This is a genomic window from Mycobacterium sp. NGS50 (assembly GCF_059812545.1).
The window spans coordinates 174,196-188,031 of record NZ_JCALCW010000003.1 but is presented as its reverse complement, the minus strand read 5'-3'; the positions used below and the strand labels follow the sequence as shown (position 1 = coordinate 188,031).

The following is a 13,836-nucleotide window of genomic DNA, read 5'->3' as shown; positions in this document are numbered from 1 at the left end:
TCACAGTGGCAACCCGTCGCGTTCGGCCTGGGCCCGATAGCGGTCCACCCACTCATCGGAGCGCTGGTCAGCCTGGCGCTCCAGTGCCGGGGCGGGCGCCAGCGCGGGATCCAGGCCCAACGACTCGAGCACCTCGCCCACGATCGCGGTCAGGTTGCGCCACAACACCGGATACGCGATATCGATGGGGAAGATGTCCTCTTCGGCGAACCAGTCTCGCCAGCCTCGTTCCTGATCGCGCAAGTTCGATATCACGTGGGCGATGGCCCCGGCGTGGTAGACGGCTTGCGAATCGCGTTCCGGGTCCGGTCGACCCCGCCACACTTGGGTCTGTACCGCCCGCCAAAACGACACCGCCTGCGATACCACGTCGGGGCGATGCACGTGGATGTACACCGGCTCACTGCCGATCACGTCGCGGATCGCCGAACGCAGCGTTGACCCCGAGCGGTCCGGCAATCCTGCTGCCCGCCGCTGCAGCAGCGCCGTTTGATTCCACATCAGCTTGCCGCCCCACACCCCGTTCGGGGTGCGTCCGGAACTGCGGATGTGCTCGCGCCACGCGATTGGGCTGGCGGTGTCCGGCTCACCGGGCTGCAGCGGATCCAGCAGGCGCAGGATCGTGTCGTCGCCCACGGTGTTGAACCACTCCCGCGGCTGCGGCGCCATCCCGGTGGTCGGTAGATACTGGAAGAACTCCTGCGGCTCACCGGCACATCCGGTGGCGCGCAACGATTCCACCAGCAGGGTGCTGCCGCTGCGTTGGCTGGCCAGCACGAGATACGCCGACGGGGTGTAGGACATCGGCGCAGCCTAATCCTCGATACCACGGTCCGCGGCGATGGCCGACCGACTGGTCGGCACCTTGTGGTGGATCTCCAGATAGGTCTGGGTGTAGCGGTCGGAGATTCTGGTCCCGGCGAACTCGGAGGGAATGACATCCCCGGTTCGCTGACGCCAATCATTCAGCCGGACCGCGAGATCGTCGGCAATTGTCGCGATTTCGTCGTCGGCAGCCGGCCCCTCCAGCAAGTTGTTCGACTCGTCGGGGTCGGCACGCAGGTCGTAGAGCTCACGCTGCGGGCGCGGTACCGTGATCGAGGGTGCCACCGCTTGTCCCGACGGACTCTCCTCGATATCCCACGGCAGATCCAGCAGTGGTCGGCGCGCGTAGTTTTCAATGTAGCTGTAGTCCTTGGTGCGGATCGCGCGAATCGGGTCGAACGAATCGTGATAGGTCTTGGCGGTGTACACCTCGTCGCGGACGGGCTGGTTGCAATCATCTTGATGTAAAAGCTGATCGGCGTGCGACACACCTTCCACATCGGCCGGAATGTCGATGCCGACGCATCCCAGTAGCGTCGGCAACAGGTCCACGCCGCTGAACAGGTCGTCGTATACCCGAGGTGCAATACTGCGTCGGGTGGGCGGCCGGATGATCATCGCAATACCGGTACCGGCGTCGTACAGCGTGGATTTGGCCCGCGGGAACGCCGGCCCGTGATCGGTGAGAAACACCACCCAGGTGCTGGCGTCCAATCCGGCCTCGGTCAGGGTGTCCAGCAGCTCACCGACGGCGGCGTCGGCCGTGGTGATCGACCCGTAGAAATCGGCGAGATCCTGACGCACACCCGCGGTGTCGGGCAGGTATGCGGGCACGTCGACGCTGGCGCAATCCGCGGGCTGGTAGCGATCGGCGGGATAGGGCCGGTGCGTCTCGAAGAACCCGGCCGTCAACAGGAACGGGTGCGGGTCATTGGCGTGCTCGCGCAGCCACGCCTGACTGCGATCCACCACGTACTCGCAATACGAATTGGAGACGTCGAACTCGTCGAAGCCCAGCCGGGCCGGGAACGACGACTCGTGTTGCATCCCGAACAGTGCGCAGTACCAGCCGGATTCGGTAAGGATGTGCGGCAGCGTGCGCACGCCGGGCCGGTACTCCCAGCCGTGGTGGGCCAGCCCGACCAGCCCGTTGCTGTGCGGGTAGCGGCCGGTGAACAGCGAGCCTCGCGACGGCGAGCACAACGGCGCGGTCGCGTGGGCGCGGGTGAACACGATCCCCTCGGCGGCCAGCGCATCCAGCCGCGGGCTGTGCACGTCGGGGTGGCCGTAGGCGCCGAGATAGCGACCCAGATCGTGCCAGTGCACCAGCAGCACATTGTCGCGGTCATGTGTGGTCACAAGGACCGTCCTCCTAGCTTCGCTGGACATCGCTCCGCCGGTCGAGAGTATCTGTACTCCTGATTTTTATCTCCACATACCAACCCGCGGGACGACGAAGCGGCAGGTTACCGCGGGTATCGAGGTCGCCACCCGAGCGTCGTATCCCAAGCAGCGATCGGCGGTAACGTGCGGGTCCTCGTAGCCTTCGTTGAAAGCCCGCAGAGGTGAGGAGTGGTGCCGGTGTCGTGGTTCTCAATCCGCATGGCGAGCGGAGATTCGGTGACCGTCGATGGCGAGTTCACCATCGCCGACAACGGTGTGCTGAGTGTGGTGCCCACCCAACACCATCCCCAGCGCGCCGCCCATACCACCCACTTCTCGCCGACGGCGTGGGTTTCGGTGGACGTGCTGGTTCAGGCGCCGCGCGGTGTGGCGGCCGGCAGCCCGCACCTCGGTGAGGTAGCGCTAGCGCGGACCTAAGCCGTCGGGCTCGGCCTCCCAGCCGTTCTGCGCGACGAACTCAGTCAGCGGCCGGGCAAAGGCCCAGTTGTCCAGTTCCAATGCGGGCCGGTCGGGGAAGTCCGGCACCGGGCCCAGACACAGGATCGCCACCGGTTCGGCGTCCGCGGGCATGTTCAGGAGCTGGGCCAGGCGATGCGGATCGAACAGTGATACCCAGCCCATGCCCAGCCCCTCGGCGCGGGCGGCGAGCCACAGGTTCTGGATCGCGCAGGACACCGACGCCAGGTCCATCTGCGGCAGGGTCCGGCGGCCGAAGACGTGCACCTGGCGGCCCTCGCGCAGCGCCACCACCAACAGCTCCGCGCACTCCCGGATGCCCTCGACCTTCAACGCCAGGAATTCCTGCTCGCGGGCGCCCAGCGCCTGGGCGGTCAGCTGCCGCTCCTCATCGACGAGGGCGTGGATGTCGGCGCGCAGCGCGGCGTCGGTGATGCGGATGAACCGCCACGGCTGCATCAACCCCACACTGGGTGCGGCGTGCGCGGCCTGTAACAGCCGGGCCAGGACGTCGTCGCTGACCGTGCTGCCTGGGAGGAATCGGCGCATGTCGCGACGTTCGGCGATCGCCCGGTACACCGCCCGTCGCTCCTCGGGGCTGAACGCGTGATCGGGCACACGGCCATGTTCCCAAATGCGCCGACGTCGATGCTGTCGTGGCCCGTTATGGCGTGTTGCGCGCTACGGTCGATGTCGGCGACGAAAGGAGCCGTGTCGTGGAGTTTCCGCAGAGGCTCGAGCCGAGCCCGGCCACGGTCGTCGGGCGGGTCTATGGCCAGCCCGTCGAGACGGCGAGTGGGGCCACCGTGATACCCGTTGCCCGGGTGCGCGGCGCTGTGGCATCCCCGGTCGGGGTATTCGTCGTCCGAGGTGACCAGGCGAAATGGGTGCCCGCGGTGGACGGTGACCGGCTCGCGCTGATCGGGGTGCTGACCGGGCTGGTGTCGGCGGTGCTTGCCTCCATTGCGGTGCTGCGCCGACCGCCCTGGCCTGATCTGCATGGATGGCCGCCGGCCCGGGGGAGAAGCACGCCGGCGTCGTAGGCCCGCCGTGATAGTCATTGACCCATGGTGGCGCGTACGACACGGTGGACGGCTCTGCTGGCGGCATTGGTCTACGCCGCGATGTGGGTGGGGTGGCGGCAGGACTGGGGCTGGCTGCACGACGTCGACTACTCCGCGCTTAACGCTGCCCACGACGTCGGGGTGAAACACCAGGGCTGGGTGTCGTTCTGGCAGGCGGTGTGTTCACTCTTCGGGCCGGCTGCCTTTCGTCTGGAGGGCATGGTGCTCATCGTGATCGCCGTGGTCCGGCGCCAGGTGCGCTCGGCGCTGTTCCTGTTGGTCAGCGTCGAGATGTGCGAGGTGGTGACCCGAGTGGCCAAGGGGCTGGCCGAGCGTCCGCGGCCGATGACAGCGCTGGTGGCCGAACCCGCATGGTCGTTTCCCTCCGGGCATGCGCTGGCGGTGATGGTCGGGGTGCTGGCCTTGCTGACGGTCCTGCTGCCGATGCTGAGCGCGTCCGTGCGCATGCCCGCACTGCTGGCGGGTGCGGTGGTCGTGATCGCGGTCGGGATCGGGCGCGTCGCGTTGAATGTGCACCATCCCTCCGACGTGCTGGCCGGCTGGGCGCTGGGCTACCTGTACTACGTGTTGTGCCTGCGATTGGTGCGGCCGGTGGCGGTTCCTAGCGGGGACGGTGACTGAAAGTGCCCACCAGGCTGACATTCCACCCCGATTTCCGGGGGGTTGCGCCGCTGGGAGGGCAGTTTCAGTCGGGTAACCAACTACGGCGGTCAGCGTTCGGCGTCATCCGGCTGCGGCTCGGGAACCAGGATGCGACGAGTGGCAACCGGTTTGCCTTGCACATGTTTGGTCACCACCGGGCTGGGCGGCGGCGCGCTGATCCGGCCCTGGACCGGGGCGCCGTTGCGCACCGACGGGGCCATGATGCGTTTGGTGTCCGGTTTGGACTCCGCGCCGGTGCCGCCAGCGGGCATCGCGCCCGGTGGCATCATCGGCATGGCGCCCATCGGCGCGCGTGACATTGCCGACTGCGGTGTCCCACTCGGCGGCAGCGGCGGGACGGCTGGTGCTGATGCGGGGTAAGTAGCCGCCGATGGAGTAGGCGGCGGACCGAGCAGTGACGCCGGTGCCGTCTCGCCGAAACCTCCTGCGCCGCCGGATTCTTCTGCACCCTCGTCCCAACCGGTGAGGGTGTCGCCGACATCGTCGGGTAGTCCGTCCAGATCGTCAGAGGAGAGCTCCTCGCTGCCGGCCTGTTGGGCGGCGCTGAGCCCGGCCTGCAAGCCCTGTTGCGCGGCCTGCGCGCCCTGCTGAGCCAGCTGCGCGAAGGGCTGCAGCGCTCCGGTCAGAGCCCCGCCGAATGCCGCGGCGGCCCCGGCCAACAGCTGTGGCAGCGACTGCAGCAGCTGCGCGGATTGTTGATCGTTGGCGGGGAAATTCGCCTGCGCGTCGGTGATTCCAGCTTCCCGCTCGGCTTGCCCCAGCTGCGCGTCGAGGTTGTCGCCGGGGATTCCGCTGTTGGAGGCAATACCCAGAGCGGCCAGTAGTTGGTCGATCGCCGAGCGGACGGTCGCGACCTGGGCCGGGGCGATGACCGGCGCCGGGCCGTTTTGTGCACCCGCACTGGACCACGCCGGTGGATCAAAGTGGAGTTCATCGCCGGTGCTCATCGGTGTCCTCCGACTGTCGCCCGATCCAGCGCCTGAAACCAGGCGAAGTGGTAGCAGGCTTGGTCGCGATCCTCGAGTGCCAGCGCTTCGATCGTCGCGAGGAGTTGCCAGTTCTGGATCGCCACGCAATCGTCGTGGTCGGGATAGGAGGCGAGTACCTGGACGCGGATCGAGTCGAGATGCTCTCGCAGCAGGTCGATTTCAGATGGCAAAACGCCGGTAGCGCGCGCTGCCGCGTTGGCGAGGGTGTGTGCCAGTCGGGGGAGCCCGTCGCGCCATTTGGTGGCTTGGCTGAGCTCCCAGCCCAGTTCGTCCACGATCAGACCATGTCGGGCTCGCGACGACGTCGGGACGGGTTCAGGTGCGGTGGGCAGGTGCTGGCCGGGGGTGTAGATGGCGGTTGTTGTGACTTCGCCGAGTAGTGCTTCCATGTCGCCGCGGCGCTGTTGTGGCTTGAGAAGCCGGACGCCAGTCGGCAGGTCGATGTCTGGCGGAATCCAGCCGGACGCCAAATCGGTTACTAGCAGCGTGGTTTGGTCTGTGCGGTCGCCGACAGCCCACCCCAGCCGCGGTTCCTGGCGGGCGACCGCGTAGACGAGGCTTTGTAGCCGGGCGCGCGCGGTCGCCTGTGTGGAGGAGTGCCCCGCGCCCGCACCGGCGGTGGTGGTCGCGACAGCCTGCGCACTGATCGATGCCGGTGTCGTCGACGGTGTCGGGGGAGCGGTGGGGTGCTGGCGTACGACCGCGGGTTGATTGATGTTGCCGCCCGGCGTGTTGGCCGGCGCCGATGACGCCGCGGCCGGTGCTGGTCCGGCCGGTGCGGTGGGGGCCGCCGCTGCGGTTGCGGCCGCGGGTCGGATATCCGACCCGTAGGACGGCAGTGGACCCACAGGGGCGGCGGTGCTGGTTATCGGCATCGGAGGGGGTGGCGGGCCCGCGAGGTAGGTGGTGCCGGCCTCGGCAGGCTGGGCCGGCACAGCCGCCGGTGCTACCGCGGGTGTATGCGACGGCATATCAAGGGCCGGGGCGTGTGCGCTAGACGGGAATGTCTGTGCCACTGGAGGTGTCATGGGGGTCGGCGGGTCCGCGAACGTCGGTGCTGCTGTGGTGAGAGGCGGTATCGCGGAGCCGATCGGCGCGCCGGTTTGGAAGCCCTGGCTGAAGCTTTGCGCCAGGCTGGTTGGGGCTGGTGGTGAGGGAGGGGTGCTGGTCAACGGGAGTCCTCCCAGGGCGACGCCCGCTGATGGAGCCATTGCTGTCGTCGAAACTGGTGACGGGCTGGCGTTGGGGGCCCAGGTGGACGGTAATACTGCCGGAGGTGAAACGGCTGGAGGTCGGCCAGGCGCACCGGATGGCAATTGAGTGGCGCCCTGACCGATATTCGTTGGTGTACTTGCTGCAGGCGATTGGGCTCCCGGTCCGGAAGATGACATCTGGGTGCTTCCCACCCCGACATTTGTCGCTGGTGTGTTCTCAAGCGATGGGGCCGGTGCGTTTGGAGGAGGCACTGGATTGCCCAGCGGTTCGGTGCTTCCAGGTGCGTCGAAGGCGTGCAGCGTCGTCTGTACCTGATTCCGAATCGCGTCGGCGTTCGGTGATCCGAACATGCGGGTGGTATCGAAACCATTGTCGCGGACGAACTGTCGGGCGGACACCTGGTTACCCTGCTTATCCAGGATGCGCTGAATTTCGGTGAGCATATCACCAGCGCACGCACCCGCTTTGGCGTTTGCTTGTGTCTGACAATCGACCACCACCTCTGTGATCTTGCCGATTTTGATGGGTAGAGGGTCCTTAGACTGTTGGATCTCCCTGATTCTGGATTTTCCAGCTTCCGCGATGGTCAGCAGCTGTGAGCGCAGTTCAGTGGCTGAACTATGTGCGGACTTGTTGGATCCCTGTATGACTTCGTACTTCTCGGCGGTCTCACGGGCGAGCTGCTCACCTTGTTGGAACGCGGTGCTGCCAGCATCGGCAGTCTTGCCCTCTTGGTCGGCCAGGAAATCGGACCACGCCCAATGTAGTTGTTCTCCGTAGCCTCGGAACCCGGTTGCAATCTTCGCGAAGTGAGCCGATGCAGCGTTCAGGAGAGCAAGGTTCGAATCGGCGGGCATGACGTGGCCGACAAGGAGTTCGGTCCAATCATCAGGTAGCGGGCCCTTCATTTGCAGAGTCCATCGACTGCTGTGATATTCATATCGACGGCACGGCGCATTGCGGCGAGATCTGAGTCGGACTCGTTATTGAGAGCGTGGATCCCGGCGTCTAGGTAAGAGATTCCGAGCGACTGGACTGAGCTAGCTAAATCGTCTGGGGTGGCTGGTTCCTCTCCAAGACGATGTAGAAGGTAATCTCCGGCAGCGTAGATCGCTAGCCGCGCGTTTGCGGCTAGCGCAATCGGAGTGCTGGTGTCATTGTCTGGCGGTGCTGGTTGGTGTGTGTTTAGCGCAACCTCATTCTTGACAAGCTTGTACGCCTCGCACACGTGCGCCTTCGCGTCCGCGATCTGCTGATCGGTGTACGTCGGCTCGGGTTCCTGCGCCGGGTGACTCTCCGGCACCGGACGCAGCCATGCCGCGACGGCGATTCCGACCGCGACGAGTGCAACAACAAGCGATGCCAGCGCGGTGAGCATGGGCCCGCGCTGGGGCCGAGGTGACCCCAGCGGGATGGACGCCGCGGGGAAGGGCGAAAGTTCGGAGGGGCCGGCTGTGGGAGTCGGTCCTGTCGACGAGGCTGCGGGCGGAAGCCCCGAAGGGGGCGTATCCGGCATTCGTCGATCGTATCGCCGATCGCAGAATCCGGTATTCACCTTCCGTAGACTCAAACGACCATGACTGATTCGGCCCCCACCCCAGACCCCGTCGCCGAGCTCGTCTGCTCAAGCAAGGGCTGCCGCGCACAGGCGAGTTGGGGCTTGCTGTGGAACAACCCGAAGATTCACACCCCCGAACGACGCAAGGTCTGGCTGGCCTGCGACGACCATCGCGAACACCTCGACGAATACCTGTCGCTGCGCGGCTTCCTCAAGCAGGTGGTGCCGGCCAGCGAATTGGAACACTCCACCAACGGCTGACGCGTCGTTGTGATCGCGCCTATGGTCGTGATCCGTCGGGAAGCGCGACCCTGACCGCGATCCCACGGCGAAACCGGGGGGACAAGAGCGAGAGTCACCGGCAGTAACCCAAACGTGTCTAAACCTTGACTTGACCCTCAGTGTGACCGCCTTGATCATGAAACGATGCGCCGACTGCTGGGTGTGCTGTGCGCGACGGTGTGTGCTGTCGCCGTGCCGCTGGCATTGGCCCCGCTGGCCGCGGCCGCGGTCAATCCGTGGTTCGCGAACTCGGTTGGCAACGCCACCCAAGTGGTTTCCGTTGTGGGCGTGGGTGGTTCGGACGCCAAGATGGATGTCTACCAACGCGGGGCGACGGGCTGGCAACCGGTCGCCGCGGGAATCAAGACCCACGTCGGGTCGGCCGGCATGGCGCCGAAAGCCAAGAGCGGCTATCCGGCCACTCCGATGGGAATCTTCACGTTGCCGTTCGTCTTCGGCACCGCACCCAACCCGGGCGGTGGGCTCAAGTACGTCCAGGTCGGGTCCAACCACTGGTGGAACGGTGACGACCAAAGCCCCACGTTCAACACCATGCAGGTCTGCCAGAAGTCGCAGTGCCCGTTCAGTACCGCCGCCAGCGAGAACCTGGAGATCCCGCAGTACAAGCACTCGGTGGTGATGGGCGTCAACCCCAACCGCACCCCCGGCGACGGCGCCGCGTTCTTCTTCCACACCACCGACGGCGGGCCGACCGCGGGCTGCGTGGCCATCGACGACGCAACCCTGGTCAAGATCATCCAGTGGCTGCAGCCGGGTGCGCTGATCGCGATTGCGCAGTAAAGCGGACGCCGATCAGGCCATCGCTTTGCCGGTCGTGAGCTTGAAGCCGATCGCCTCCAACGACATCGTCGCCTCGTAGGTCCGGTCATAGCCGGTCTGGCAGATCCGCCAGCCGTCGGCGGTGCGCCGGTACCGGTCGTGGTAGAACGCGGCACCGATCAGCATGAAGTTGGCTTCGGCGACGATGACCCGATCCTGCAGATACCAGGTGACCGACGCTTCGTCGCCGTTCACGCTGATCTCCGGATGATCGACCCGGTGCTCGGTGACGATGCTCGGCCCCAACGACGAACGCATGTAGTCCACCAGGTTGGCGCGGTTGGTGAACGACAGCTTGGCGCCGCCGGGCGAGGAACCGTAATCGCCGATCACGTCCTCGGTCAGCGTGTCGGCGAAGTCGTCCCAATGTTTGGTGTCCAGCGCGCGCAGGTAGCGGTACTTGACCTGCTTGATGGCGGCGATGTCGGCGGCGGCGTCCGGGGAGCTCATCCCGTCATTGCAACACACCGCGAGAATCGAATGGAACGCGGACTTCATCGCTGCGGTGTAGACAGGGCTGCATGACCAAACTCTCCGTCATCTACTACTCGGCCACCGGACACAACACCGCCATGGCGCAGCGGGTCGCCGCCGCCGGCGAAGCCGCGGGAGCAGAGGTGCGGCTGCGTCACGTTGCCGAAACCCGCGATCCGGCGTCGTTCGCCAGCAACCCGGCGTGGACAGCGAATTACGAGGCGACCAAGGATCGTCCGGTAGCAACCGGTGACGACATCGTGTGGGCGGACGCGGTCATCTTCGGTTCACCCACCCGGTTCGGGTCGGTGTCGTCGCAGCTGCGTGCCTTCGTCGACTCGCTGGGCGGACTGTGGGCGCAGGGCAAGCTGGCCGACAAGGTGTACGCGGGCTTCACCTCCTCGCAGACCGCACACGGCGGCCAGGAGTCCACGCTGCTGAGCCTCTACATCACGCTGATGCACTTCGGCGGAATCCTGGTGCCGCCCGGCTACACCGATCCGGTCAAGTTCAACGACGGCAACCCCTACGGCGTCGGCCACATCACCGGACCGGAAAACAAGACACCGATCAACGACGCCACCGCGGCGGCGCTGGATCACCTGGCGCAGCGCGTCGTCACCGTTGCGGGTCGCGTCGCTGCAGGTAATGGGTGACCATAGCGATCAGCGTGCGACGCTCCAACGACCAGTCCACCGGCACCCCGACGATCAGCTCGGCGAGGACCACCCCGCGCAGCGCCGCCCAGATCACGTCGGCCACACCGGAATTCGCGGGATCCTCGGAGATTAGGCCGCCGAGCCGGCCGATCGCGGCATTCATCTCCAGCAGGTGTCGCCGCGAGTTCTCGCCCCAACGGGTGGCCCGCAGGATCTCGAACGCCGCCATCGACGTGGGACTGGAGTAGCAGCGCCAGGCGGTGTCGACGACGGTCTCGATGCGCTGCGACAACGGCGCCTCGCCGACATCGATCGCGGACAGGCTCGACACCAGCTTGTCGACGCCGTCGTCGACCACGGCCATCAGCAGACCGTTGCGATCGCCGAAGTGGTACTGGATCACACCCCAGGTGACGCCGGCGCGCTCGGCGACGTGTTTGGCGGTCGCCGCGGCGAAGCCTTCCTCGGCGATACAGCGAACCGTCTCCTCGATGATCTTGGCCCGGGTGTCGTCCCCACGCTTGCGCGGCGCGGAGGTTCGCCGCGTGGGGCTGGCACCAGCAACAACAGACATTGTTGACTTTATAACATAGTCGACTCTATTTTTGGTGCGTGAGCACATCCCGGTACGCGGCGTTGTCGCGCGACGAGCTAGCCGTGTTGGTCCCCGAGCTGCTGCTGATCGGGCACATGATCGACCGTTCCGGCATGGCTTGGTGCATCTCCTCCTTCGGCCGCGAGGAGATGTTGCAGATCGCCATCGAGGAGTGGGCCGGTGCCAGCCCGATCTACACCCAACGCATGCAGCGCGCCCTGAACTACGTGGGCAACGACGTGCCGACCATCTTCAAGGGTCTGCAACTTGATATCGGCGCCCCGCCGCAGTTCATGGACTTCCGCTACACCGTCCACGACCGGTGGCACGGTCAATTCGAGCTGGCGTCCTGCGGTGCGCTACTCGATGTCGAGCCGATGGGCGACGACTACGTGTTCGGCATGTGTCACACCATCGAAGACCCCACCTTCGACGCCACCGCGGTGGCAACCAATCCGCGGGCGCAGTGCCGGCCCATCCACCGCCCGCCGCGCCAACCCGCCGACCGCCAACCGCACTGCGCGTGGACCGTCATCATCGACGAGTCCTACCCGCCGGCCCAGGAGATCCCGGCGCTGGACATGGTCCGCCAAACCCGGGCCGCCCAATGGGAACTCGATGCCATCGACGCTTCGGGCGAGGGTTTGGCCGACTACTCGGGGCCGCTGCTGGCCGACCTGGACTTTCACGACTTCTCCCATGCGGCGCTGGTGCGGATGGCCGATGAGGTCTGCCTGCAGATGCACCTGCTGTATCTGTCGTTTGCGATCGCGGTGCGGGCACGAGCCAAAGACGACGCCGCGGTCGCCGTCGATGTCAGTACCCGTCAGCTGACCGGACTGGCCGGGCTCGGGGCCGAACGCATCCACCGCGCGCTCACGCTCCCCGGCGGAATCCCAGGGGCGCTCAAGGTTTTCGAACTGCATCCGCTGCTCAACCCGGCAGGATATGTGCGTGCCGACATCGACGCGAGCCGGCTGGCGGTGCATCACTCACCAGGCCACGACGACGCCGCCTGGATCGCACTGTGCTCCCCGGATTCCATCCAGCCGCTGCAGGCGATCGCGACCGCCGTCGACCCCCGCCTTCGGGTCCAGGTGACCGGCACGGCGACCGACTGGACGCTCAGCCTCGCCGAATCCGACGATGCGGCAACCGAACTACCTGAGGTGCAGGTCGCCAAGGTCAGTCGCGGCTCGACGTTCGAATTCCAGAAACGGCCGTCTTTACCACTGACCGTGGTCTGAGTCGGTGCGTATGCTGGCCAGATGGGCGTCCCACCAGGACCCATCGGGTTCCGGTCGCTGCGGTACTGGGGACACATGCTGCGCGACCCGCTGGCCGGTTACGCAACACTGCGCCGTGACTACGGCGACGCGGTGCGCATCCCGCTCACGCCCAAGCACACCTTCTTCCTCTTCAGCCGCCCCGAGCATGCCGAACACGTCCTGGTGGCCCACCAAGATCGCTACGTCAAGGCATTCACCTACCGCCCGCTGAAAGCCTTCCTCGGCGACGGCCTGCTGACCAGCGAAGGGGACACCTGGCAACGCCACCGGCGCCTGGTCCAGCCGGTGTTCAACCACCGCCACGTGCAATCCTTCGGCCCGGCGATCGTGGCGGCCACGCATGAGCGGGCCGCGCGGTGGACGCGGGGCGGCGCTATCGACATCGGCGCCGAGATGCGGACACTGGCGATGGACGTGATCGGCCGCGTGCTGTTCGGTGCCGACCTGGCCGGGGAAGCCGAGCAGGTGGGGCGCGCGGTCAGCAGGTTGCAGGGCGCCGCCATCGCCGTATCGCTGCTGCCCGACCTCGGCTCACCGCAGCGCACCCGCGCGGTGGCCACCCGCGTCCTTCCCGGCGTAGGTACGGCCTCGACGACGCTGGAATCCCTGGTCACCCGGATCATCGACGCGCGCATCGCCGCGCCACACCAAGACCCCAGCGACCTGCTGGATCTGCTGCTGGTCGCCGACGACCAGCAGAGTCCGTTGAGTCGCGACGAGATTCGCGACGAAGTGATGACGTTGGTGCTGGCCGGGCACGAAACCACCGCCAACACGCTGACGTGGGCGTTGACGCTGCTGTCCCGGTACCCGGCGGTCCGGGACCGGCTGGCCGCGGAGGTCGCCGAGGTGCTGGGTGGTCGACACGCGACCGCGGCCGACGCCGACACCCTGGCGTGGACGCGGGCGGTGGTGTCGGAAACCATGCGGCTCTACCCGCCCGCATGGACCATCGAACGCGACGCGGTGGTCGCCGACAACGTCGCCGGCGTGGATGTTGCCGCTGGTGACACGGTGGCCATCTCCCCGTACCTGCTGCACCGCAACCCGGAATTCTGGCCCAATCCGGAGGGATTCGACCCGCGCCGGTTCCTGGATGACGCGGAGGACCGGCCGCGCTACGCCTTCCTACCGTTCGGCGGCGGCCGGCGAATCTGCGTGGGTGCCGGGTTAGCCCAACTCGAGTCGACGCTGGCGTTGGCGACGATCACCCAGCTGGCCCGGCTCGATCTGCAGCCGGGCACCTCGATACGTGCCCGCGCGGATGTCACGGTACATCCGCGTAAGCCGGTCATAGCGACCGTCACTTGTCAAGGCGCACCGCGGGCTCGACACGGTCACTTAAAGGTAACAACCTGATTTCAACCCGGGCTCACGGATTTTGGAGGGCCAGCTCGACGGGCTAGCGTGGCACACGTCCCAAGCCAATGTCGATGCAAGGTAAGGGTTTTATGAACGACCTGTGGGGGTTGTCAATCGGGACCTCCAAATTCGTTGCTGCG

Annotated in this window: 16 protein-coding genes; 8 read left to right on the top strand and 8 right to left on the bottom strand. The window is 66.4% G+C overall.

Translation table 11 applies throughout. From position 1 onward, the window contains the following. Together stf0 and AC5Y36_RS03935 are read right to left on the bottom strand one after the other, a co-directional pair. A complete protein-coding gene (gene stf0, locus AC5Y36_RS03940) occupies positions 1–804 on the bottom strand; it encodes a trehalose 2-sulfotransferase (RefSeq protein WP_500039540.1) in 804 nt (267 codons plus the stop codon). A 9-nt stretch (positions 805–813) separates the two neighbouring features. After that, the gene (locus AC5Y36_RS03935; protein ID WP_500039539.1) at positions 814–2,184 is read right to left on the bottom strand and encodes a sulfatase family protein; all 1,371 of its coding nucleotides are present in this window, start codon (positions 2,182–2,184) and stop codon (positions 814–816) included. Positions 2,185–2,406: 222 nt separating this feature from the next. Between AC5Y36_RS03935 and AC5Y36_RS03930 the strand changes: the two genes are divergently transcribed. Beyond that, entirely contained in the window at positions 2,407–2,646 is a 240-nt protein-coding gene (locus AC5Y36_RS03930; protein ID WP_500039538.1) for a hypothetical protein, read from the top strand. Here the strand turns inward: AC5Y36_RS03930 and bluB are convergent. Next, positions 2,632–3,303 (bottom strand): 5,6-dimethylbenzimidazole synthase, encoded by a 672-nt coding sequence (gene bluB / locus AC5Y36_RS03925; RefSeq protein WP_500039537.1) that lies wholly within the window; start codon positions 3,301–3,303, stop codon positions 2,632–2,634. The genes AC5Y36_RS03930 and bluB overlap by 15 nt on opposite strands. Before the next feature lie 98 nt (positions 3,304–3,401). Between bluB and AC5Y36_RS03920 the strand changes: the two genes are divergently transcribed. Together AC5Y36_RS03920 and AC5Y36_RS03915 are read left to right on the top strand one after the other, a co-directional pair. Continuing rightward, a complete protein-coding gene (locus AC5Y36_RS03920; protein WP_500039536.1) occupies positions 3,402–3,728 on the top strand; it encodes a hypothetical protein in 327 nt (108 codons plus the stop codon). 24 nt (positions 3,729–3,752) lie between these two features. Next, on the top strand, positions 3,753–4,391 hold the full coding sequence (locus AC5Y36_RS03915; protein ID WP_500039535.1) for a phosphatase PAP2 family protein: 639 nt from the start codon (positions 3,753–3,755) through the stop codon (positions 4,389–4,391). Positions 4,392–4,480: 89 nt separating this feature from the next. On the opposite strand, the gene AC5Y36_RS03910 is transcribed toward AC5Y36_RS03915, so the two are convergent. From AC5Y36_RS03910 to AC5Y36_RS03900, 3 genes are read right to left on the bottom strand one after another with little or no spacing between them, the layout of a single operon-like run. After that, positions 4,481–5,380, bottom strand: a complete 900-nt coding sequence (locus AC5Y36_RS03910; protein WP_500039534.1) for a hypothetical protein — start codon at positions 5,378–5,380, stop codon at positions 4,481–4,483. Then, positions 5,377–7,545: a DUF5631 domain-containing protein gene (locus AC5Y36_RS03905; RefSeq protein WP_500039533.1), complete on the bottom strand. Its 2,169-nt coding sequence runs from the start codon at positions 7,543–7,545 to the stop codon at positions 5,377–5,379. The genes AC5Y36_RS03910 and AC5Y36_RS03905 overlap by 4 nt, the downstream gene beginning before the upstream one ends. After that, complete coding sequence (locus AC5Y36_RS03900) at positions 7,542–8,015, bottom strand: hypothetical protein (RefSeq protein ID WP_500039532.1); 474 nt, start codon at positions 8,013–8,015, stop codon at positions 7,542–7,544. Before AC5Y36_RS03900 ends, AC5Y36_RS03905 begins: the two co-directional genes overlap by 4 nt. Positions 8,016–8,213: 198 nt before the next feature. Here AC5Y36_RS03900 and AC5Y36_RS03895 point away from each other — a divergent pair, with 198 nt between their 5' ends. Next, positions 8,214–8,456 (top strand): hypothetical protein, encoded by a 243-nt coding sequence (locus tag AC5Y36_RS03895; protein WP_500039531.1) that lies wholly within the window; start codon positions 8,214–8,216, stop codon positions 8,454–8,456. Positions 8,457–8,621: 165 nt separating this feature from the next. Then, positions 8,622–9,278, top strand: coding sequence for a L,D-transpeptidase family protein (locus AC5Y36_RS03890; RefSeq protein ID WP_500039530.1), 657 nt, complete (start codon positions 8,622–8,624; stop codon positions 9,276–9,278). 12 nt (positions 9,279–9,290) lie between these two features. On the opposite strand, the gene AC5Y36_RS03885 is transcribed toward AC5Y36_RS03890, so the two are convergent. Beyond that, positions 9,291–9,785, bottom strand: coding sequence for a nuclear transport factor 2 family protein (locus AC5Y36_RS03885; RefSeq protein ID WP_500039570.1), 495 nt, complete (start codon positions 9,783–9,785; stop codon positions 9,291–9,293). A 53-nt stretch (positions 9,786–9,838) separates the two neighbouring features. Between AC5Y36_RS03885 and wrbA the strand changes: the two genes are divergently transcribed. Further along, positions 9,839–10,447, top strand: a complete 609-nt coding sequence (wrbA, locus tag AC5Y36_RS03880) for an NAD(P)H:quinone oxidoreductase (protein WP_500039529.1) — start codon at positions 9,839–9,841, stop codon at positions 10,445–10,447. Here wrbA and AC5Y36_RS03875 read toward each other — a convergent pair. Then, a complete protein-coding gene (locus AC5Y36_RS03875) occupies positions 10,410–11,024 on the bottom strand; it encodes a TetR/AcrR family transcriptional regulator (protein ID WP_500039528.1) in 615 nt (204 codons plus the stop codon). The genes wrbA and AC5Y36_RS03875 overlap by 38 nt on opposite strands. A gap of 38 nt (positions 11,025–11,062) precedes the next feature. On the opposite strand from AC5Y36_RS03875, the gene AC5Y36_RS03870 reads away from it, so the two are divergent. Both AC5Y36_RS03870 and AC5Y36_RS03865 read left to right on the top strand, forming a co-directional pair. Further along, a complete protein-coding gene (locus AC5Y36_RS03870; RefSeq protein WP_500039527.1) occupies positions 11,063–12,292 on the top strand; it encodes a hypothetical protein in 1,230 nt (409 codons plus the stop codon). A 21-nt stretch (positions 12,293–12,313) separates the two neighbouring features. Further along, complete coding sequence (locus AC5Y36_RS03865) at positions 12,314–13,693, top strand: cytochrome P450 (protein WP_500039526.1); 1,380 nt, start codon at positions 12,314–12,316, stop codon at positions 13,691–13,693. Positions 13,694–13,836: the final 143 nt, after the last annotated feature.

Excerpts from the sequence above, each read along its gene's own strand:
- stf0 (WP_500039540.1), bottom strand. The coding sequence starts at position 804 with ATGTCCTACACCCCGTCGGCGTATCTCGTGCTGGCCAGCCAACGCAGC.
- AC5Y36_RS03915 (WP_500039535.1), top strand. The coding sequence starts at position 3,753 with ATGGTGGCGCGTACGACACGGTGGACGGCTCTGCTGGCGGCATTGGTC.
- AC5Y36_RS03910 (WP_500039534.1), bottom strand. The coding sequence starts at position 5,380 with ATGAGCACCGGCGATGAACTCCACTTTGATCCACCGGCGTGGTCCAGT.
- AC5Y36_RS03905 (WP_500039533.1), bottom strand. The coding sequence starts at position 7,545 with ATGAAGGGCCCGCTACCTGATGATTGGACCGAACTCCTTGTCGGCCAC.
- AC5Y36_RS03900 (WP_500039532.1), bottom strand. The coding sequence starts at position 8,015 with ATGCTCACCGCGCTGGCATCGCTTGTTGTTGCACTCGTCGCGGTCGGA.
- AC5Y36_RS03895 (WP_500039531.1), top strand. The coding sequence starts at position 8,214 with ATGACTGATTCGGCCCCCACCCCAGACCCCGTCGCCGAGCTCGTCTGC.
- AC5Y36_RS03890 (WP_500039530.1), top strand. The coding sequence starts at position 8,622 with ATGCGCCGACTGCTGGGTGTGCTGTGCGCGACGGTGTGTGCTGTCGCC.
- wrbA (WP_500039529.1), top strand. The coding sequence starts at position 9,839 with ATGACCAAACTCTCCGTCATCTACTACTCGGCCACCGGACACAACACC.
- AC5Y36_RS03875 (WP_500039528.1), bottom strand. The coding sequence starts at position 11,024 with ATGTCTGTTGTTGCTGGTGCCAGCCCCACGCGGCGAACCTCCGCGCCG.
- AC5Y36_RS03865 (WP_500039526.1), top strand. The coding sequence starts at position 12,314 with ATGGGCGTCCCACCAGGACCCATCGGGTTCCGGTCGCTGCGGTACTGG.